Annotated in this window: 14 protein-coding genes; 4 read left to right on the forward strand and 10 right to left on the reverse strand. The window is 68.8% G+C overall.

From position 1 onward, the window contains the following. Positions 1-11 precede the first annotated feature (11 nt). On the reverse strand, positions 12-1538 hold the full coding sequence (locus tag OG594_RS16765) for a cytochrome P450 (RefSeq protein WP_266599607.1): 1527 nt from the start codon (positions 1536-1538) through the stop codon (positions 12-14). 348 nt (positions 1539-1886) lie between these two features. Beyond that, on the reverse strand, positions 1887-3452 hold the full coding sequence (locus OG594_RS16770; protein ID WP_266599609.1) for a Na+/H+ antiporter: 1566 nt from the start codon (positions 3450-3452) through the stop codon (positions 1887-1889). A 248-nt stretch (positions 3453-3700) separates the two neighbouring features. On the opposite strand from OG594_RS16770, the gene OG594_RS16775 reads away from it, so the two are divergent. Further along, the gene (locus OG594_RS16775) at positions 3701-6205 is read left to right on the forward strand and encodes an ATP-binding protein (RefSeq protein WP_266599611.1); all 2505 of its coding nucleotides are present in this window, start codon (positions 3701-3703) and stop codon (positions 6203-6205) included. 200 nt (positions 6206-6405) lie between these two features. Beyond that, a complete protein-coding gene (locus tag OG594_RS16780; protein ID WP_266599613.1) occupies positions 6406-8310 on the forward strand; it encodes an NAD-binding protein in 1905 nt (634 codons plus the stop codon). Positions 8311-8340: 30 nt separating this feature from the next. Here the strand turns inward: OG594_RS16780 and OG594_RS16785 are convergent, their stop codons facing one another. From OG594_RS16785 to kdpF (OG594_RS16820), 8 genes are all read right to left on the reverse strand, one after another. Next, positions 8341-10887 (reverse strand): sensor histidine kinase KdpD, encoded by a 2547-nt coding sequence (locus tag OG594_RS16785; RefSeq protein ID WP_266599615.1) that lies wholly within the window; start codon positions 10885-10887, stop codon positions 8341-8343. A 7-nt stretch (positions 10888-10894) separates the two neighbouring features. Next, entirely contained in the window at positions 10895-11578 is a 684-nt protein-coding gene (locus OG594_RS16790) for a response regulator (RefSeq protein WP_266599617.1), read from the reverse strand. Between the two features lie 98 nt (positions 11579-11676). Next, entirely contained in the window at positions 11677-12393 is a 717-nt protein-coding gene (locus OG594_RS16795) for a potassium-transporting ATPase subunit C (protein WP_266599619.1), read from the reverse strand. Between the two features lie 6 nt (positions 12394-12399). Further along, positions 12400-14505: a potassium-transporting ATPase subunit KdpB gene (gene kdpB / locus OG594_RS16800; RefSeq protein WP_266599621.1), complete on the reverse strand. Its 2106-nt coding sequence runs from the start codon at positions 14503-14505 to the stop codon at positions 12400-12402. Then, positions 14502-16166 (reverse strand): potassium-transporting ATPase subunit KdpA, encoded by a 1665-nt coding sequence (gene kdpA, locus OG594_RS16805; RefSeq protein WP_266599623.1) that lies wholly within the window; start codon positions 16164-16166, stop codon positions 14502-14504. Before kdpA ends, kdpB (OG594_RS16800) begins: the two co-directional genes overlap by 4 nt. A 6-nt stretch (positions 16167-16172) precedes the next feature. Further along, the gene (gene kdpF / locus OG594_RS16810; RefSeq protein ID WP_033223114.1) at positions 16173-16262 is read right to left on the reverse strand and encodes a K(+)-transporting ATPase subunit F; all 90 of its coding nucleotides are present in this window, start codon (positions 16260-16262) and stop codon (positions 16173-16175) included. A 241-nt stretch (positions 16263-16503) separates the two neighbouring features. Continuing rightward, positions 16504-17262 (reverse strand): DUF4118 domain-containing protein, encoded by a 759-nt coding sequence (locus tag OG594_RS16815; RefSeq protein WP_266599625.1) that lies wholly within the window; start codon positions 17260-17262, stop codon positions 16504-16506. 46 nt (positions 17263-17308) lie between these two features. Next, positions 17309-17431, reverse strand: coding sequence for a K(+)-transporting ATPase subunit F (gene kdpF / locus OG594_RS16820; protein WP_266599627.1), 123 nt, complete (start codon positions 17429-17431; stop codon positions 17309-17311). Positions 17432-17642: 211 nt separating this feature from the next. Here kdpF (OG594_RS16820) and OG594_RS16825 point away from each other — a divergent pair, with 211 nt between their 5' ends. Beyond that, a complete protein-coding gene (locus tag OG594_RS16825; protein ID WP_266599629.1) occupies positions 17643-19520 on the forward strand; it encodes an APC family permease in 1878 nt (625 codons plus the stop codon). 352 nt (positions 19521-19872) lie between these two features. After that, the gene (kdpB, locus tag OG594_RS16830; protein ID WP_266599631.1) at positions 19873-21924 is read left to right on the forward strand and encodes a potassium-transporting ATPase subunit KdpB; all 2052 of its coding nucleotides are present in this window, start codon (positions 19873-19875) and stop codon (positions 21922-21924) included. Positions 21925-22002: the final 78 nt, after the last annotated feature.

Consider the following 22002-nt stretch of genomic DNA (forward strand, 5'->3'; position numbering starts at 1 on the left):
GTCGGATCCTTTCAGCGCTCGACCAGCCTGACCGGCACGGCCGACGGCACCACGGAGATCGTCGAATGGAACGACACCTTGATGTTCTCGACCGGAACGACGTAGAAGTTCCTCAGGATTTCGGTCAGCATGACGGCGCACTGCTGCTCGGCGAGCCGGTTTCCTATGCAGTGCCGAGGGCCGGCGCCGAAGGGCAGAAAACCGTTGATGGTGTCGTGCTCTGCGCTGTCTACCGAGAATCGGTCCGGGTTGAAGCGGTCCGGCTCGCGGAAAACGCTCGGATTCTTCCCGATGGCGTTCTTCATCCACATGACGACCGTGCCAGGCGGGATGTTCCCGCCCCTTTCCTCCAGGGTCAGGTCGTTCGTGAATTTCGCGCTGAACGGGACCGGCGGGAAGAGCCGCAGCGTCTCGTAGACGATGTTTCGGACGTAAGGGTCCGGGATGGTGTCGCCGTCCTCCGCAGGGGCCGCCTCGATCGCCTTCCGTGCCTTTTCCTGCACGTGCGGATCCAGGGACAGCATGACAAGTGCCTGCGATAGGACGTAGGACATCGGATCGGCGCCGCCGAGGACCAGGGACATCATCTCCTCGACACGGTCCTCGGATGACCACGGCGACTGCGTCACCCGGTCGAGCAGGTCGTCCGGCCGCTGGTGTGCCGGACAGGCGGCGGGAACGCGTTGTTCGCGGCGGGTCATCACCGCGCCGAGGACGGCGGCGACCTGGCGATATGCGGACCTGACCCGGCGCCGCCGCCTCGGGAAGATCCACCTGACGAAGAACGGGTGGAAGGCCCGGAAGCTCACCTCTTCCTCGATGGCTCCGAGCGCGCGGTGGTATTCGTGCAGATCCGCCTGCACATGCCAGTCGTCACCGAAGAGGAAGGCGCTGAGGCAGTTCACGCTCCAGTCGCGCAGGTCGGACTGCAGGCCGTCGTACGTCTCGTCCACGTGCTTCCACTTGTCCACGTACACGCTGGACACGTCCGTCAGGACGTAAGCCCGTTCCGCGACGCGGCGATTCGTCAGGGACGGTGACATCACCTGCCGGTGGGAACGGTGCAGTTCGCCTCCCTCCACACCCATGAGGCTTCTGGCCAGTACGGTGCGGTCGGCTCGACGGTGCGAGTCCAGGTCCTTCTTGTGGAGGTTGGAGGACACGTACGACAGCGACACGAAGGGGGAGCTCCCCCACGCCAAATGGAGTCGAACGACGGGCCCGTACTCGTCGTGCAGGGCCTGTAGCGTTTCGTGCCGGCCGCCGTGCCCGCCGGCCAGCAGGTCGACCGTGTTCCCGAGATAGAACGAAGGCTTCGGCCCCGGCAGGTGACGCAGTGAGAGAAATTCCGCCAGGCGCCTTCGTGCGATGAAGAGCAGGAGTCCGATGATAGCCGCCGCAACGATCAGCCCGGTCCAGCTCGGGCGGCTGAGGCCGAACCATAACGCGAGAATTGCCGCCATGAGAGGGGCGACGACGCCGGTCGTGTAAATGGCTCGATAGAGCGAAAGCAGAGGGCGTGTACTGCGCATGCTCATGGTGATCCCTTCCGCGGCTTGTGCGAGCCTTCCCCTGCCGACTCATTCGGTTCGAGCGGGGTTCGAGTAAAGGGACTCTCGATGCGCCATCAGGCTATGGATCCGCTTCCTGGCGCTGCAATAGGGCCGGATCGGATGGCCGGTTCCCGTTGAGTACCCCGAATCGGCGGAACGCGCGGCAGAACGGAGACGTTCCAGGCAGCGCTCCTGCCGGCCTTGGCCCGCCGGGCAACGGAAAGAGCTCCGGATGGGCGAGATGGCTGATTCGCCATCTCCCCGCCGGAGGGGCTCCCGCGCGGTTTTCCGGAATCTTGATGCGATGTTGACGGGTTATTCGTGGAGGGGCTTTCACAGGTCGGAGAGCCGTGCCTCCTCCAGGTCGAGCGTGCGCTGGAGCTGGCGGCGGGTGGTGTCGCTGATGCGGTGGTCGTCATAGAGGCGCCGGAGTTCGGCGGCTTCGACGTTGATCAGGTCGCGGCGCAGGTGTCGGTAGACCTGGTCGGCGGACTCGTACGGCGCCTCGTCGTCGCCGAGCCTGTCGTGGGCGTGGTCGCTGCGGGCCTGCAGGGCACGGCGGAGCCGATCGAGCACTGCCTCGGGTGCGGCCTCCAGTCCTGACAGTTCGTCCAGCCGGCGCAGACCCGCTTCGGCCAGACTCAGTCGCGCGCCGATCTCCTCACGTTCGGTGTGATCCGGTTCGAGACCGATCCCAGAGCGGCGGACGACCGCGGCGAGGGTGAAGCCCTGGACGACGAGGGTGACAACCACGACGGACGAGGTCAGGACCAGTACCAAAGGGCGCTGCGCCAGCGCAGATCCGTCCGCGGCGGCGATGGGGATGGACAGGGCCGCGGCGAGGGGCATGACACCGCGGGTTCCCGCCCACGACAGGACGGCGGGGATCCGCCAGTTGGTTTTGGCCTTCCCGTTCTTCCACTGGAGGAGGGCGGAGAGCGGAAAGATCCACAGGATCCGTACCGTGATGAGGGTGCCCGCCAGAGCCAGTGCGTAGACCGGCCAGAGTCTGTTCTCGTCGCCCAGCTCGCGGATCAGGCCCGGCAGGGAGAGCCCGATCAGGCTGAAGACCACGCTTTCGAGGAGGAACACCACCGTGCCGTAGACGGCGTGCAGTTGGAGGCGTATGCGTGCGCTGGTCAGGCGATCGCCGCTGCCGCCCACGAGGACGCCGGCCACGACCACGGACGTGACGCCAGAGGTGTGGGCGGTCTCGGCCAGGACGTAGGCAGCGTACGGGGTGACGAGCGCGACCACCGTTTCCAGGACCGGGTCCTCGATGCGGCGCCGGATCAGCATCACGACGCCGGCGATCGCCGCCCCGATCAGGGTTCCGCCTCCGGCGAGCACCGCGAACTCAGTGCCGGCGCTGCCCCAGGAGACCGCGGAGGAGGCGATCGCGATGCTCACCGCGACCCGGAAGAGGACGAGGGAGGTGGCGTCGTTGAACAGGCTCTCGGCCTGGACCATGACCTGGACCCTGGGCGGCAGCGCGAGGCGTCGGCCGAGCGCGGTCACCGCCACCGGGTCGGTGCTCGCGAGCACCGCCCCGAGGACCAGCGCCATCTGCCAGGACAGGGGAGTCAGCGCGGAGGCCACGAATCCCACCGCCGCGGCCGAGGCCAGTACGAGACCCACGGCGAGCACGGACACCGGCTTCCACACCGCACGCAGCTCGCGCCATGACAGCTCCTCGGCGCTGGCGTACAGCAGGGGCGGCAGGACGAAGAGGCCGATGATCTCGGGGGTGATGTGTATCTCGGGGGCCCCGGGCAGCAGGGCGACGAAGAGGCCCGCGACGACGAGCAAGGAGGGAGCCGGTATGCGCCAGCGGCGGGCACCGGTCGCGACGATGGTGGCGAGGACGACGAGAAACAAGACCGTACCGACGCTGCGCATGCCGCCCCTTGGACCCCTGGAATCGAGATCGGGGCCACGTGACCCGTCACGCCGACCAGACTTCCCGGCACACCGCCTTCACCATATCCGCATGGACTGTGTCAGGACAGCGTCAATGTGCTCGCGCTCAACCGCGATCCGGCGGAATTTCGCCCGATGATGTGCGTGAGCAGGACTTGTGTGCCTCTGCCACCCAGGGGAGCCCCTTCGTGGACCGGGGCGTTCTTCGGCGTGAGGAGGCACGTGACGTGGCGGAGGCGGTTGTCCGGCCCGGAAGACTGAAGGTCTTTGTCGGGGCGGCCCCCGGCGTGGGCAAGACGTACCGGATGCTGGATGAGGGGCGGCGGCGGGCGGACCGGGGGACGGACGTGGTCGTGGCGTTCGTCGAGTGTCACGGACGCCGCCTGACCGAGGAGAAGCTGGCCGGCCTGGAGGTTCTGCCACGCGTGGAACGTACGTACCGGGGTGGCTCGTACGCCGAGATGGATCTGGCGGCCGTCCTGGAACGGCGGCCCGAGGTGGCGCTCGTCGACGAACTGGCCCACTCCGTCGTTTCCGGCGGAAGCCACGCCAAGCGCTGGCAGGAAGTGGAGGCGCTCCTCGCGGCGGGGATCGACGTGGTGACGGCCGTCAACATTCAGCATTTGGAGTCCCTGGGCGACGTCGTCGAGAAGATCACCCGGGTCCCGCAGCACGAGACCGTTCCGGACGCAGTGGTGCGCAGGGCCGCCGAGATAGAGCTGGTGGACCTGCCACCCGAGGCGCTGCGACGGCGCATGGCGCACGGGAACATCTACGCCCCGGAGAAGGTCGACGCGGCCCTGTCCCACTACTTCCGGGTCGGAAACCTCACCGCGCTGCGGGAGCTGGCGCTGCTGTGGGTGGCCGGGCGCGTGGACGAGGCACTGCAGAAGTACCGCGTCGAGCACGGCATAGGGGGAGTGTGGGAGACCCGGGAGCGGGTGGTGGTCGCCATCACCGGCGGACCCGAGGGAGAAACGATCATCCGGCGGGCTGCCAGGATCGCCGCCCGCTCGGCGGGCGGCGACCTCCTCGCCGTGCACATAGCGCGCAGCGACGGCCTGGCAGCGGGAGCGTCGGCTTCAGCGCTGGTCCGCCAACGCGCCCTTGTCGAGAGCCTCGGCGGCACCTACCACTCCCTGATCGGTGAGGATGTGCCCACGGCGCTCACCGAGTTCGCCCGCGCGGAGAACGCCACCCAGCTGGTGATCGGTACGAGCCGACGCGGTCGCGTAGAGCGCTTCCTCACCGGGCGGGGTACGGGTGAGACGATCGTCGCACTGTCCGAGGACATCGACGTTCACATGGTCACGCACGAACGGGCGGGACACGGAAGACTGCTGCCCTCGCGAAGGCGGACTCTGCCGAACTCCCGCCTGATCGCCGGACCGGTACTGGGTCTCGTGCTCCCGCTCGCGCTCACCTTTCTGCTCGACCAGACCCGGGGCAGCCTCAACCTCACCAGTGAGGCGCTGCTGTTCCTGGTGACGGTGGTCGGAGTGGCGTGCGTGGGCGGAGTGGTGTCGGCCCTCGTCGCGTCCGTGACTGCCTCGCTCCTGCTGAACTACTGGTTCATTCCGCCGGTCGGCGAGTTCACCATCGCCGAGCCCAACAACATCCTCGCGTTGGTGGTGTTCGCGGTGGTCGCGGGGACCGTCGCCGCCACGATCGACCGGTCGCTGCGGCTGTCGCGCAGGGCCGCCAGGGCGACGGCCGAGGCGGAGACGCTCTCCTCGCTCGCCGGCTCCATCGTGCGGGGGGACCAGGCCGTTCCCGCGCTCCTCGAACGGACCAGGGAGACCTTCGGCATGGACTCCGTCGAGCTCACCGCCGAACCGGGTGCGGAGAACACCTCGTCCGTGTGGGTCCCGGTGGGCCAGGGCGGGTATCTCGTACTGCGGGGGCGTCCGCTGTCCGCCTCCGACCGGCGTGTCCTGGCAGCCTTCGCCGCGCACGTCACGGTCGCGGTCGAACGGGCCCGGCTGGCCGAGGCGGCCGCCGAGGTCGAACCCGTCAAGGCAGCCGACCGGATGCGTACAGCACTCCTCGCGGCGGTCAGTCACGATCTACGGACACCTCTCGCGGCCGGCTGGGCCGCCATCGCCTCCCTGCGCGCCCGTGACGTGGCGTGGAGCGAGGAGGACCGCGGCGAACTCCTCGCCACCGCCGACGAGTCGATGGCCCGGCTCAACCGCCTCGTCGAGAACCTCCTCGACATGAGCCGCCTGCAGGCTGGGGCCTTGAAGCTGGACCTACGAGCCACGGACCTGATGGAAGTGCTGCCCGCCGCACTGGACGGAATGCCCGCAGATGCGCCCGTCGTCGACATCCGGAGCGTGGAAGAGGCCCCTGCGGTGCTGGCCGACCCACCACTGCTCGAGCGGGTGGTCGCCAACCTGCTCAGCAACGCCGCCCGGCACACCCCGCCCGGACAGCGCGTTCTGCTGACGGCCAGCGCGCTCGACGACCGGGTGGAGTTCCGGGTCGTAGACCGTGGGCCCGGAATCCCCGAGGCGGACCGCGAGAACGCGTTCGTGCCGTTCCAGCGCCTCGGCGACACCGACAACACGACGGGCGTCGGGCTCGGGCTCGCACTCTCCCGGGGACTCGCCGAGGCGATGGGCGGCACGCTGACACCCGAGGACACCCCCGGAGGCGGCCTGACCATGACGCTGTCCCTGCCTGGCGTTCCCGCGCCCCTCGCGCCACGGCGTGCCGTGGGGCCTGGCTGACGGGCGCCGACTACAGCCGTGGCGATGGTTTTCATTCGCCATCGCCCGGCTGGCCCGCCGTTCCGTCCCGGCGTCGGTCCATACGCAACATTGACGGCGAACTCGCGTGCGAGTGCAACCGTGGCGCCGCCGATCCATTCTGATCAGATGTGACCTCAACTCTCCCTCTACTGCCGTATGTTGCTCCACGCTCTCAGCACATGGTGATCTGCGGGGACGACGGCCTGGCCCGTCGCCTCGCGGTCGAGCTCGACGCCGTGTGCGGTGAGACTGTCACGGTGGTGCTGCCGTCCCGTCGTGATGAGCACGGTGGGGAGATCGACGCACTGCACCACAACCCGCGCTCGCCCGTGGAACTGATCATTTCGGCCCGCCCCGATGACCAGACACTGCGGGCGGCAGGAGTCGAGCGGGCCGCCGCACTCGCCCTCACCTACGGCGACGACCAGACCAACATGATGGCCGCGCTGCTCGCCCGCACCCTCAACCCGTCGATCCGGCTGGTCATCCGGATGTACCACCGCGAGCGCGGTCGTCACCTGGAACAACTCCTGGACCGTGCCGTCGCCGCTCGCACCCCGGACCTGGAGGAAGGATTCGTCGACGCCTCCACCACCGTGCTCTCCGACGCCGACACCGCCGTGCCCGAGCTGGTGGCCGCCGCCGCGCTCGGCCAGGGGCACACCCTCCAGGTCGACGGCAAGGTGTTCCGCGGTGTGGTGCGTCCGGCGGGCGAGGCGCCGCACGCCTCGGACCTCGCCACGCTGGCGGTGTTCTCCGGGACGGACCGCGACGACCCGCGAAGCCAGGACAGCGCTGAGACTCCCGGTGCCGACGGCACGCAGCTCCTCCCGGACACGGTCACCTCGTACCACCGGCAGTTCACGCACGGCCGACTGATGCTGGAGGAGGTCACCCACGACCAGGCCCCGGAGGCACCGGCCAACCCGCGCAGGCCGGGCGGCTGGCTCCGTGACCGGCTCACGCAACTGCCCTGGAAGGTCTTCGTCTCGCGCGAGGTCATGTCGGTCTTCGGACTCCTCGCCGCCGTCGTGGTGATGCTTTCGCTCGCCACGCTGACGCTGGTCGACGGGATACCGCTGTGGAAGGCGGTCTATCTGCCGATGCTGGACATCTTCACCATGGGAGACCCCGCGACAGACGAGGAGCCGACGCGCCGGGTGCTCCAACTCGTCGCCGGTTTCGTCGGGCTGGCAGTGCTGCCCCTCGTCGTGGCCGCGACCATGAACGCCAGCGAGGCGTTCCGGACCGCTGCCGCCGCCCACCCGCCCACCGAGGCTCTCGGCGACCACATCGTCCTGGTCGGCCTCGGCAAGATCGGTACGCGGGTTCTCGGTCGGCTGCGGACCACCCACCACAAGGTGGTCGTCATCGAACGCGACCCGCAGGCACGCGGCGTCGCCCGTGCCCGCGAACTCGGCGTTCCTCTGCTCCTGGACGACGCCACGGACCCGCGCGTCCTCGACCTGGCGAGGATCGGCCGGGCGAAGTCGCTCCTCGTGCTCAGCAAGGACGACAGCGCCAACCTGGACATCGTGATGGCCGCCCGCGAGGCCAATCCGGACATCAGGGTGGTCATGCGGCTCTACGACGACGACTTCGCGGCCACCGTCTCGCACACGCTGCGGGCCTCGTACCCGCACGCGCCGACGCGCAGCCGCAGTGTGTCGGCGCTGGCGGCGCCCTCGTTCGCGGCGGCGATGATGGGCCGCCACGTCCTCGGAGTGATGCCGGTCGAGCGCGGGGTGCTGCTGTTCACCGTGGTGGACGTGGGTGGGCACCCCGAGCTGGAGGGATTCTCGATCCACGAGGCGTTCAAGCGGAACGAATGGCGAGTGCTGGCGGTGGGTTCGTCGGAGGGCTCGGCGGCGTACCGTACGGCTTCCTCTTCGGACACGCTGGGCGGTCTGTACGTGCCGCGGGAGACCGGCTTCGACTGGCGCCCGCCGCACGGCCGCGTCCTGCGGGCCGGCGACCGGGTCGTGCTCGCGACGACCCGGCGGGGCCTGGACGTCCTGATGACCGGCGTCCAGCCCCACCCGGCACGTCGGGCCGACCCGGCCACTCCCGACCCCGGATGGTGAGTCCGTCCCCGAAGGCGCGGGCCGGCCGGGTCAGGTCGTGGCGTCGGCCGGGAGATGGGGGAGTCCCGGCTGCACCCCGTCCTTGACGGGCAGGGTGATGACCATCGTCAGGCCGCCGCCGGGGGTGTCCTCTGCGGTCAAGGTGCCGTCCATCGCTTCCAGGAAGCCCCGCGCGACCGCGAGGCCGAGCCCGACACCGGCGCCCGCGGGCGCGTCTCCGTAACGCTGGAAAGGCTCGAATATCCGGGTCTTGGCCTCGTCGGGGACACCGGGTCCGCGGTCGACGACGCGGAGTTCGAGGCGGTCGGCGAGGGCGCTCGCGGATACGAGGACGGGTTGACCGCCGGGACTGTACTTGACGGCGTTCTCGACGATGTTGGCGACGGCCCGTTCCAGCAGGCCGCGGTCGACGGCGACCATCGGGAGCGTCTCGGGGATGTCGAGGTCGACGCTGTCATCGGGTACGCCGGCCAGGGCCATCGGGACGACCTCGTCGAGGTCGGTCTCCCGGATGATCGGGGTGACGGTGCCGGTCTGGAGGCGGGACATGTCGAGAAGGTTGCCGACCAGATGGTCGAGGCGGTCGGCGCCGTCCTCGATGCCCTTCAGGAGCTCGGCCCGGTCCTCCTCGGACCAGTCGACGTCGGTGGAGCGCAACGAGGTGACGGAGACCTTGATCCCGGCCAGCGGAGTACGCAGGTCATGGCTGACAGCGGCCAGGAGCGCGGTGCGGATCTGATTGCCCTCGATCAGACGACGGGCCTCCTCGGCCTCGCCGACCAGTCGCTGGCGGTCGAGTACGACGGCGGCCTGGGCGGCGAAGGCGCCGAGCACGCGGCGGTCCTCGGCGGGCAGCACCCGGCCGGTCAGGGCCAGCGCCATGTTCTCGCCGATCGGCATGTCGACGTCGGCGTCCTCGGGGCGGCTGACCGGACCGGTGCCCGTGCTGCCCGCGCAGGTCCACGGGTCGACTTCGCTGCCACGCTCCAGCAGTGCCACGGAATCCATGGCGAACGTTTCGCGCACCCGCTCCAGCAGGGCGTCGAGGGCGGTCTCGCCGCGCAGGATGCTGCCGGCGAGGAAGGAGAGGATCTCGGATTCGGCGCGCAGCCGGGCTGCCTGGTGGGTGCGGCGGGCGGCGAGGTCGACCACGGAGGCCACGGAGACGGCGACGCCGACGAAGATCGCGATGGCGACGATGTTCTTGGGGTCGGCGATGGTGAGTTTGTGGACCGGCGGCGTGAAGAAGTAGTTCAGGAGCAGCGACCCGAAGGCCGCCGAAGCCAAGGCGGGGAGCAGGCCGCCCAGGAGTGCTGCCGCCACGGTGAAGGTGAGGAAGAGCAGCATGTCGTTGGCGAGGCCGAGGTCGGGGACGACCTGGCTCAGGAGGAGCGCGAGGAGCGCGGGACCGGCGATGCCGACGATCCAGCCCCAGATGAGGCGGGAGCGGCCGAGCCGTCCGCTGCGGGCGACGGGCAGGCTGCGGCGGCCCTTGGCGGCCTCGTCGTGGGTGACGATGTGGACGTCGAGGTCGGGTCCGGATTCGCGTGCGACGGTGGCGCTGACGCCGGGGCTGAAGGCGTACTGCCAGGAGCGGCGGCGGCTGACGCCGAGCACGATCTGGGTGGCGTTGCAGCCGCGGGCGAACTCCAGCAGCGCGTCGGGGATGTCGTCGCCTATGACGTGGTGGAAGGTGCCGCCGAGGTCCTCGACCAGGGTCCGCTGGAGGGCGAGTTCCTTCGGCGAGGCGGCCGTCAGGCCGTCGCTGCGGGCGATGTAGACGGCGAGGACCTCGCCGCCGGCGCCCTTCTCGGCGAGGCGGGCGGCGCGGCGGATGAGGGTGCGTCCCTCGGGGCCGCCGGTGAGGCCGACGACGATGCGTTCGCGGGCCTGCCAGGTGGAGCGGATGTTGTGCTCGCCGCGGTATTCCTGGAGGTACTCGTCCACGCGGTCGGCGACCCACAGCAGGGCGAGTTCGCGCAGGGCGGTCAGGTTGCCCGGGCGGAAGTAGTTGGACAGGGCGGCGTCGACCTTGTCGGGCTTGTAGATGTTGCCGTGAGCCATGCGGCGGCGCAGGGCCTGCGGGGACATGTCGACGAGCTCGATCTGGTCGGCGCGTCGTACGACCTCGTCGGGGACCGTCTCGCGCTGGCGGACGCCGGTGATGGTTTCGACGACGTCGCCCAGGGACTCCAGGTGCTGGATGTTGACGGTGGAGACGACGTCGATGCCGGCCTGGAGGAGTTCCTCGACGTCCTGCCAGCGTTTGGTGTTGCGCGAGCCGGGGACGTTGGTGTGGGCGAGCTCGTCCACCAGCGCGACGGCGGGGCGACGCGCGAGGATCGCATCGACGTCCATCTCGGTGAACGTGGATTCCCGGTACTCCAGTTCGCGCCGTGCGATCTGCTCCAGGCCGTGCAGCATCACCTCGGTGCGCGGACGGTTGTGATGCTCGACGAAGGCGACGACGACATCGGTGCCGCGCTCCACCCGTCGGTGGCCCTCCGAGAGCATCGCGTACGTCTTGCCGACGCCGGGGGCCGAGCCCAGGTAGATCCGAAACTTGCCGCGTCCCATTTTCTTGTCATCCCTCGAAGCGGTAGCCCATGCCGGGCTCGGTGATCAGGTACCTCGGGTGCGAGGGGTCCGCTTCCAGTTTGCGGCGCAGCTGGGCCATGTAGACCCGCAGGTAGTTGGTGTGCTCGGAGTACGTGGGCCCCCACACGTCGAGCAGCAGCTGTCGCTGGCTGATCAGCCGGCCGGGGTTGCTGATGAGGATTTCCAGGAGGTGCCACTCGGTGGGGGTGAGTCGCACGCTGCGATCGCCCCGCTTGACCTTCTTCGCGATCAGGTCGACGGTGAAGTCGTCGGTGGTGACCACGGAGACCTCGTCGGCGGGTGCCGGGATCTCCCGGCGGCGGACAGCGGCCCGCAGCCGGGCGAGGAGCTCGTCCATGCTGAACGGCTTGGTGACGTAGTCGTCGGCGCCCGCGTCGAGGGCGAGGATCTTCTCCTCGGAGGTGTGGCGGGCGGAGAGGACGAGGATCGGTACGCTGCTGGACTCCCTGACACGCTTGATCACATCGATGCCGTCCATGTCCGGCAGACCGAGATCCAGGAGGATGACGTCCGGCTTGCGGGCAGCGGCAAGTCTGACGGCACTCCCTCCGTCGGAAGCCGTCTCCACCTCGAACTTCCGCGCCTGCAGGTTGATCTTGAGTGCGCGGACGAGCTGAGCATCGTCTTCCACCACCAGCACCTTGATCATCGGTGTGGGGCCTTCCTCTTTCAATGGGTACGGGGCGGAGTCGGCGGGACGCGAACGAGCCACGTCCCGCCGACTCCGGACCCCTGCTACGGGAATCATCAGCTCTTGGTCAGTGCCTTGAGGGCGGTGTTGAGCTCGAGGACGTTGACGCGGGGCTCACCCATGAAGCCGAGGGTCCGGCCGGTGGTGTGGTCGGCGACGAGCTTCTCGACCTGCTTGACGTCGAGCTTGTTCTGCTCGGCGACCCGGTGGATCTGAAGCTTGGCGTACTCCGGGGAGATGTCCGGGTCCAGGCCGGAGCCGGAGGAGGTGACGGCGTCGGCCGGCACGTCCTCGGGGTTGACCTTGTAGTCCGCGGTGGAGTTGTCGGTGACGACGGCGTCCTTGGCGGCGATGACCTGGGCGCAGAGGGTGCCCTCGTCAGCGTCCTTGGTGCACTTGCCGTTGACCGCGCCGTTGTCGGCGGACCGGTTGGTGGCGCCGGACAGGATCAGCGAGTACTGCATGTTGACGCTGTTGCTGCCCAGACCGTTGGAGGGGCGGGGCTGGAACCACTTGAGGTCCGGCTTGACCGCTTCTTCGGCGTCGTCGGGGTTCTGCTTGGGCAGGTTGTAGCTCTGCCCGATGAGGGAGGAGCCGACGACCTGGCCGCTCTTGTCCTTGATTTCGGAGCCGTTGGCCTTGTCGTTGAACAGGGCCTGGGCGATCCCGGTGACGGCGAGCGGGTAGATGACCCCGCAGATAACCGTGAGGACGAGCAGGGCGCGCAGGCCCGCGCCGATCAGGCGGAGGGTGCTGGATACGGAGGTGTTCATCGCAGATCAGCCGATTCCGGGGATGAGGGTGATGAGCATGTCGATGATCTTGATGCCGATGAACGGGGCGATGAGGCCGCCGAGTCCGTAGATCCCGATGTTGCGGCGGAGCATCTTGTCGGCGCTGGTCGGCTTGTACTGGACGCCCTTCAGGGCGAGCGGCACGAGCGCGATGATGATCAGCGCGTTGAAGATGACCGCGGAGAGGATCGCGGAGTTCGGGGACGACAGCCCCATGATGTTGAGCTTGTCGAGGCCCGGGTAGACCACCGCGAACATGGCCGGGATGATCGCGAAGTACTTCGCGACGTCGTTGGCGATGGAGAAGGTCGTCAGGGCGCCGCGGGTGATGAGGAGCTGCTTGCCGATCTCGACGATCTCGATGAGCTTGGTGGGGTTGGAGTCCAGGTCCACCATGTTCCCGGCCTCCTTGGCGGCCGAGGTGCCGGTGTTCATGGCGACGCCGACGTCGGCCTGCGCGAGGGCGGGGGCGTCGTTGGTGCCGTCGCCGGTCATCGCGACGAGCTTGCCGCCGGCCTGCTCCCGCTTGATGAGGGCCATCTTGTCCTCGGGGGTGGCCTCGGCGAGGAAGTCGTCGACACCCGCCTCTTCGGCGATGGCCTTCGCGGTCAGCGGGTTGTCACCCGTGATCATGACGGTCTTGATGCCCATGCGGCGCAGTTCGTCGAACCGCTCGCGCATGCCCTCCTTGACCACGTCCTTGAGGTGGATGACACCCAGCACACGGGCGCCCTTGTCGTCCTTGACCGCCACCAGCAGAGGGGTGCCGCCGGCCTGGGAGATCTGGTCCGTGAGCGCTTGCGCGTCCTCGGCGACCTGGCCGCCCTGCTCCTTCACCCATGCGACGACCGAGCCGGTCGCGCCCTTGCGGGTCTGCTTGCCGTCGACGTCCACACCCGACATGCGGGTCTGGGCGGTGAACGGGATCCACTCGGCGTGCGCCAGCTCGCCCTGGTGGCGTTCGCGCAGGCCGTACTTCTCCTTCGCCAGAACGACGATGGAGCGGCCCTCGGGCGTCTCGTCCGCGAGGGAGGAGAGCTGGGCGGCATCGGCGAGCTCCGCCGCCGTGGTGCCCTTGACGGGGACGAACTCGGAGGCCTGGCGGTTGCCGAGGGTGATGGTGCCGGTCTTGTCGAGCAGCAGCGTGGAGACGTCGCCGGCCGCCTCGACGGCACGCCCGGACATGGCGAGGACGTTGCGCTGGACCAGGCGGTCCATGCCGGCGATGCCGATCGCGGAGAGCAGCGCGCCGATGGTGGTGGGGATCAGGCAGACCAGTAGTGCGGTGAGCACGATCATGGACTGCTTGGCCTCCGCGTAGATCGCGAAGGGCTGCAGGGTGACGACCGCCAGCAGGAAGACGATGGTCAGCGAGGCGAGCAGGATGTTCAGCGCGATCTCGTTGGGCGTCTTCTGCCGTGCCGCGCCCTCGACGAGGGCGATCATGCGGTCGATGAAGGTCTCGCCGGGCTTCGTCGTGATCTTGATGACGATCCGGTCGGAGAGCACCTTCGTACCGCCGGTGACGGCGCTGCGGTCTCCACCGGACTCCCGGATCACCGGGGCGGACTCGCCCGTGATGGCGGACTCGTCCACTGAGGCGACGCCTTCGACGACGTCACCGTCGCCGGGGATGACGTCGCCCGCCTCGCAGACCACCAGGTCACCGATGCGCAGCTCCGCACCGGGAACCTGCTCCTCGCTCTTGCCGTCCTTGGTCAGGCGGCGTGCGACGGAGTCGGTCTTGGCCTTGCGCAGGGTGTCGGCCTGGGCCTTGCCGCGGCCCTCGGCGACGGCCTCCGCGAGGTTTGCGAAGATCGTGGTCAGCCACAGCCAGGCGGTGATCGCCCAGCCGAACCAGTCGGTCGGGTCCTTGATCGCGAGGACGGTGGTGACCACCGAACCGATCAGGACCACGAACATGACCGGGGACTTGATCATGACGCGCGGGTCGAGCTTCTTCACCGCGTCCGGGAAGGACTTCAGCAGCTGCTTCGGGTCGAACAGGCCGCCGCCCACCCGTCCGGCGTCCGGCTTGTGGCCGGTGGGCACGTCCTGGTGCGGAGCCCTGGTGGGTGTGGCGGTGCTCATGATGCGAGCCCTTCGGCGAGCGGACCCAGCGCCAGGGCCGGGAAGTAGGTCAGACCGGTGACGATGAGGATCGTGCCGACGAGGAGGCCCGTGTAGAGCGGCTTGTCGGTACGGAGCGTGCCCGCGGTCTCAGGGACGGGCTTCTGCTCGGCGAGCGAGCCGGCCAGCGCGAGGACGAACACCATCGGCAGGAAGCGGCCCAGCAGCATCGCGATGCCGATGGTGCTGTTGAACCACTGCGTGTCGGCGTTCAGGCCCGCGAAGGCGGAGCCGTTGTTGTTGGCGCCCGAGGTGTAGGCGTAGAGGATCTCCGAGAATCCGTGCGCGCCGGAGTTCGTCATCGAGTTCGCCGGGGTGTCCAGCGCCATCGCGGCGGCGGTGAAGCCGAGGACCAGCGCCGGGGTGATGAGGATGTAGCAGGCCGCGAACTTGATCTCGCGGGTGCCGATTTTCTTACCCAGGTACTCGGGCGTGCGACCGACCATCAGACCGGCGATGAACACCGCGATGATCGCCATGATCAGCATCCCGTAGAGGCCGGAGCCGACGCCGCCGGGGGCGATCTCGCCGAGCTGCATGCCCAGCAGCTGGATGCCGCCGCCCAGACCCGTGTACGAGGAGTGGAAGGAGTTGACTGCGCCCGTCGAGGTCAGCGTCGTGGCGACCGAGAAGATCGCGGAGGCGCCGACACCGAACCGGGTCTCCTTGCCCTCCATAGCGCCACCGCTGATGTCGAAGACCGGGCCGTGGTGGGCGAACTCGGTCCACATCATCAGCGCGGTGAAGCCGATCCAGATGGTGGCCATCGTCGCGAGGATCGCGTAGCCCTGGCGCAGGCTTCCGACCATGCGGCCGAAGGTGCGGGTCATCGCGAACGGGATGACGAGGATCAGGAAGATCTCGAAGAGGTTGGAGAACGGGTTGGGGTTCTCGAAGGGGTGCGCGGAGTTGGCGTTGAAGTAGCCGCCGCCGTTCGTTCCCAGCTCCTTGATGACCTCCTGCGAGGCCACAGCCCCGCCGTTCCACTGCTGGCTGCCGCCCATGAACTGGCCGACCTCGTGGATGCCCGCGAAGTTCTGGATCGCACCGCACGCGACCAGGACGATCGCGCCGATCACGGAGATCGGCAGCAGGATGCGGACCACGCCGCGGACCATGTCGGCCCAGAAGTTGCCGAGCTCACCCGTGCGGGAGCGCGCGAAGCCGCGTACGAGCGCGACCGCGACGGCCATGCCGACGGCAGCCGACACGAAGTTCTGCACCGCCAGGCCGCCCGTCTGGACGACGTGGCCCATGGCCTGCTCGCCGTAGTACGACTGCCAGTTCGTGTTCGCCACGAACGAGGCGGCGGTGTTGAAGGCCTGGTCCGGGTCGATCGCGGAGAAGCCGAGCGAGCCGGGCAGGATCCCCTGCGCCCGCTGGAGCGCGTACAGGAAGAGGACCGAGACCGCGGAGAAGGCGAGGACGGCGCGCAGGTAGGCGGGCCAGCGCATCTCGGCCGACGGGTTGGCGCCGATGGCCTTGTAGATCCACTTCTCCGGCTTGTAGTGCTTTTCGGAGGAGTAGACGCGGGCCATGTAGTCGCCCAGGGGGCGGTAGGCCAGCGCGAGCGCGGCGATCAGTGCGAGGAGCTGGAGCACACCAGCGAGAACGGGACTCATCGGTGGCTAGAACCTCTCCGGGTACACGAGGGCGAGGACGAGGTATCCGAGCAGGGAGACGGCCACGACGAGGCCGATGATGTTTTCGGCGTTCACAGCTTGGTCACCCCCCGGGCGATGAGAGCCACCAACGCGAATACCGCGACCGTGGTGACGACGAAGGCCAGATCGGCCACCGTGAGCTCCTGGATGAAGAGGGAAGGAAATGAATCGGCCAGATGGCCGATGACGAGATAACCGTGTCTTCAGCCGGGTGTTAAGACACCTTGACGGGGTCCATACGGGCGCATGGGAACCCTTAACGCCACTCTTACGGGAATGGGCCCGTCGGACCCGGTCAGCCCTGGTGGGACAGGCCGGCCGAGTCCAGGGCGCTGCCGGCCTGGGCGGCGAGCGCGACGGCCACCAGACGGGCTTCCTCAGGCGGCAGGGGGCGGCCGGGGTGCGGGTCGAGGAGGAAGCGGCCGTAGTAGTGGCCGCCGCCGACGACCCGCAGCTCGGTCTCCCCGTCGGGCCAGGCGGCGTACTCCGTGATCCGGCCCGGGCGGCGCAGCCACAGGCTGCCGTCGTGCTGCAGGCGCGGCAGGTGCCCGATCAGGGTCCCGTACTCGAAGCGGCAGCCGCGCAGACCCAGCAGGCCGACGAGCTCCCGGCGCACGTACTCGACCACCGCTTCCGGTGTGCCGCCGTCCTCGACCAGCCGAGCGGTTCCCTGGAGGCTCGACAGATGCGCGGCGTCGGTCACCACGACCGCCTGGAGACGGCGTGCACGCGCGGCCAGCTGCGAGACGATCAAGCCGACGATGAGCAGCAGGACAGCCGTCTCGACGTCTGCACGGTCAGAGATGGCGAACTGCTGGTAGGGCTCGGTCAGGAAGAAGTCGAACCACGCGGCCGCTGAGAGCGCGGCGAGTGCTCCCGCCGCGCGGCTTCCCATAGCGGCGACCGCGACCACCGCGACGACCATGATCAGCGCCTCGTTCGTCGCCGAAAGACCTGCACGGAAAGGCACGAGTGCGAGCGCCACCAAGAAGGGGGCCACGAGGGCCGCGACCAAGGCGACGCGGTCGCGGAGCCGGAACCAGTACCCGGACATGTGAGGCCTCCCGTCCGGACAGGCCGATCGTGATGCAGCGCGTCGATCAGAACTTCTCGGGCTTGATCAGAGCGACCACGAGATAGCCGAGCAGCGCGAGGGCGATGAGCAGGCCGACCACGTTCTCCGCGTTCATCAGTAGCTTCTCCTCTTCGTACTGGTCAGGCATGTTCCGCCCAGATCAAGCATGCATCTCCGCGGAGCCGGGGCAACGCGAGGCAGCCCCTCTTGACGGACCCCTTACGCCGCATGTGCCCATGCGTATGGAACACGTGAAGAGTGCGGGGGTGGGCGTATGAAATGCGCCAAGGGTGCTGGCGGCCGACCCCTACGGCTCCGACGCTGTCCTGACTTTGTTCATTCGGAGGGACCGGCGAAAAATGGCCATGCACGCAGGAGAACCGACCACGGTCACTCAGGGGTCGGCCCAGGAGGAGCCCCCTGATACCAGCGGCACAGGGGCCGGGGACCGGCACAAGCTGACTGCCCTCCAGGGCCTTGCCGCGCTGTCGCTCGACGCGATGGCGTCCGTGGCGTACGGGCCCGAGGCGATCGTCCTGGTCCTGGCTGCGGCCGGTGCCTACGGCATGGGCTTCACGCTCCCCGTCACCTTGGCCATCGCCGCCCTGCTCGCGGTACTGGTTGCCTCGTACCGCCAGGTGATCGCCGCGTTCCCGGACGGGGGAGGCTCGTACGCGGTCGCCAAGCGGCATCTGGGCCGGCGCACCAGCCTGGTCGCGGCTGCCTCGCTCATTCTCGACTACGTGCTGAACGTCGCGGTGTCAGTCACCGCCGGCGTGGCTGCCCTGACCTCAGCCTTCCCCGGGCTGCACGGGGAGCGGGTCTGGATCTGCCTCGCGGTTCTGGTGCTGGTGACCGCCGTGAACCTGCGCGGGGTCGTGGACTCCGCCAAGGCCTTCCTCGTACCGACCGCGCTCTTCGTCGGGTCGATCCTGGTGATGATCACGGTCGGTCTCTTCCGCGACGGCCCGGTCAGCACCGCCTCCGCGGCCGGACATGCCTCCGCGCTCGGCGAGGGCGCTACCGGCGTCGGCGCGCTGCTGCTGTTGAAGGCGTTTGCCGCGGGCTGCTCGGCCCTGACGGGCGTCGAGGCCGTGGCCAATGCCGTGCCGTCCTTCCGTGCGCCGGCTGCCCGCCGCGCCCAGCACACCGAGGTGGCCCTCGGCGCGCTGCTCGGCGTCATGCTGATCGGGCTGTCGGTCCTGATCGGCCGCTTCCACCTCCAGCCGGTCGACGGCGTCACGGTCCTGGCCCAGCTTGCGGACGCCTCGTTCGGCCACAACGCTGCTTTCTACATAGTCCAGTTCGCCACCATGGTGCTGCTGGCGCTCGCCGCGAACACCTCCTTCGGCGGGCTTCCGGTGCTGATGAGCCTGCTGGCCCGCGACAACCACCTGCCGCACGTCTTCGCCCTCAAGGCGGACCGCCAAGTGCACCGGCACGGGGTGGTCTGGCTGGCCCTCGTATCGGCCGTCCTGCTCGTCCTCTCCGGCGGCGACACCAACACCCTCGTCCCGCTCTTCGCCATCGGCGTCTTTGTCGGCTTCACCATCTGCCAGGTCGGCATGGTCCGGCACTGGTACGGCGAACGCCCCAAGGGCTGGCAGGCCAAGGCTGACCTCAACGGTTTCGGCGCCCTGCTGACCGGTGTTTCGGCCGTCGTCGTGACCGCCACCAAGTTCACCGAGGGCGCGTGGCTGATCGTGCTCGCGCTGCCGCTGGTCGTCCTCGGCTTCGAGAAGGTCCACCGTGCGTACACCGAGATCGGCGAACGCCTCGAACTCGGCCGCGTCCCACAGCCCCCGCACAGGGCCCACTCGTTGGTCGTGGTCCCCGTCTCCGGTCTGTCCCGACTGACCTGTCAGGCCCTGACCGCCGCCCGCTCCCTAGGCGACGAAGTCCTCGCCGTCACCGTCACCCACCCCACACCTGAGGACCGTCAGAGCGCCGAAGCCCTCCGGCGTGACTGGGAGTTGTGGAATCCCGGCGTCGACCTCATCGAACTCCCCTCGGAGACGCGCTCCCTCGGCCGCCCAGTGTCCGGCTATGTGCGGGAGCTCGTCCGGAGCCATCCGGACGCGCAGGTGACCGTCCTCATTCCGGAGACCGAACCCGCCCGTCTCTGGCAGCGGCTGCTGCAGAACCAGCGCGGCGCGGTTGTGGCCCACGCTGTCCGCCGCGACACCGACGCCGTGATCTGCCGACTGCGCTTCCGCGTCACAGCCGACGCACGTTGACGTGCCCTTGATGATGGTTTGACGCTTCCCGTGCGCTGCCATCAAGAAGGTGCCAATTCCTCCGCTTGCATGCGCCTTACCCCCTGAGCGGGCAGTAGTTTCCTGCCTGTTGCGCCGCCGGGGGCCCATGCTCACGTGACGGCCGAGGGGGTCCATGGTGACAGTCCCCGGCGGCGACTCCCCTCTTCCCGAATCCTTGCCCACCCCGTCGGGTGGCCCAGCGGATCCCACATCCCACTGAGAAGGTCTCTTCATGCCTCGCGCCGCCGCGCAGCACGTTCCTCCAGGTCTCGGAACCCCGCCGCGGACACCGCTCACCCGCCCGTCCCGCAAACGTCCCGGGCAGGCGAACATGCTGGAGCCCGAGCGGCTGGCGGCCTCCCTCGGTGAGGCGGTGCACAAGCTCCATCCCCGTGAACTCATCAAGAAGCCGGTGCTGTTCGTCGTCGCGGTTGGATCTGTCCTGACCACGCTCTCGGCGCTCATCCACCCGTCCGTCTTCACCTGGGTGATCAGTGTCTGGCTGTGGCTGACGGTCCTGTTCGCCAATCTCGCCGAGGCCGTCGCCGAAGGCCGCGGTCGCGCCCAGGCCGAGTCGCTGCGCAAGGCGCGCACGGACACGGTCGCGCTGCGGCTGAACCACTGGACGTACGGCACCAACCTGCGCCGCGCCGAGACCGAGGTGGTCACGCCGGCCGAGCTCCAGCCCTTCGACTTCGTCCTCGTCGAAGCGGGGGAGCTGGTCCCCGCCGACGGGGACGTGGTCGACGGCGCGGCGATGGTGGACGAGTCCGCCGTCACCGGCGAATCGGCTCCGGTTCTCCGGGAGTCCGGCGGCGACCGGTCAGGGGTCACGGGCGGTACGACCGTCCTGTCCGACTCGATCGTCGTACGGGTCACCTCACGCCCCGGAAACAGCTTCCTGGACCGGATGATCGCCCTCGTCGAAGGCGCGTCCCGACAGAAGACCCCCAACGAGATCGCGCTGAACATCCTGCTGGCCGCCCTGACCGTCGTGTTCATCCTGGTCGTCGTCAGCCTCGAACCGATGGCCGCGTATGCGGGCGCCGCGCAGTCGACGACCGTCCTGGTGGCGCTCCTCGTCACGCTCATCCCCACCACCATCGGCGCGCTGCTCTCCGCCATCGGCATCGCGGGCATGGACCGTCTGGTGCAGCGCAACGTCCTCGCGATGTCGGGCCGCGCGGTCGAGGCGGCGGGCGACGTGAACACCCTCCTCCTCGACAAGACCGGCACCATCACCCACGGCAACCGGGAAGCCGCGGCCTTCATCCCGATGCCCGGCGTCGATCAGGCCAAGCTCGCGGACGCCGCCCAGCTCTCGTCCCTCGCCGACGAGACGCCCGAAGGCCGCTCGGTCGTGGCCCTGGCCCAGCAGTACGGGCTCCAGTCGGTCGCCCAAGAGGACCTCAGCAACCCCCGTTTCACCGAGTTCAGCGCCCGCACCCGCATGAGCGGGATCAACCTGAGCTGGGACAATGGCGCCGGCTGTGCGATCCGCAAGGGTGCGACCGCTCAGGTCTGCGACTGGGTGGCGATGCGCGGCGGGACCGTTCAGGCGGAAGCCGCCGCGTGGTCGGCATCCGTGTCCGAGTCCGGGGGCACGCCCCTGCTGGTCGCCGTGCATGACTGGGACGGGCCGAGGGTCCTCGGCATCATCCACCTCAAGGACGTCGTCAAGGAAGGAATCCGGGAGCGGTTCGCCGAACTGCGCGCCATGGGTATCCGCACGGTCATGGTCACCGGCGACAACGAGCTGACGGCCCGGGCCATTGCGGCCGAGGCCGGCGTCGACGAGTACCTCGCCGAGGCGACGCCCGAGGACAAGCTCGAACTGATCAAACGGGAGCAGGCGGGCGGCAAGCTCGTCGCGATGACCGGTGACGGTACGAACGACGCCCCGGCCCTCGCCCAGGCCGATGTTGGCGTGGCAATGAACACCGGTACCTCGGCCGCCAAGGAGGCCGGGAACATGGTGGACCTGGACTCCAACCCCACCAAGCTCATCGACATCGTCGAGATCGGCAAGCAACTCCTGATCACCCGGGGCGCGCTGACCACCTTCTCGATCACGAACGACGTCGCGAAGTACTTCGCGATCATCCCCGCCATGTTCGCCGCGGCCTACCCGGGCCTCGGAGCCCTCAACATCATGGGCCTGCACAGCCCGACCTCCGCCATCACCTCGGCGATCATCTTCAACGCCCTGATCATCATCGCCCTCATCCCGCTCGCTCTGCGCGGCGTCCGCTACAAGCCCGCCTCCGCACACGACCTGCTGCGGCGCAACCTCGGCGTCTACGGCCTCGGAGGCCTCGTCCTGCCCTTCATCGGGATCAAGCTCATCGACCTGGTGGTGTCCACCATCCCCGGCCTCGGCTGAAGTCCGTCAAGGGCTCATCAGAAGGCCATCAGGGCTCTTGAACCAGCTGTCACAGGCAAGTTGGATGGATGGCATGAA

The sequence above is a fragment of the Streptomyces sp. NBC_01214 genome (genome assembly GCF_026340975.1).
GTDB lineage: Bacteria > Actinomycetota > Actinomycetes > Streptomycetales > Streptomycetaceae > Streptomyces.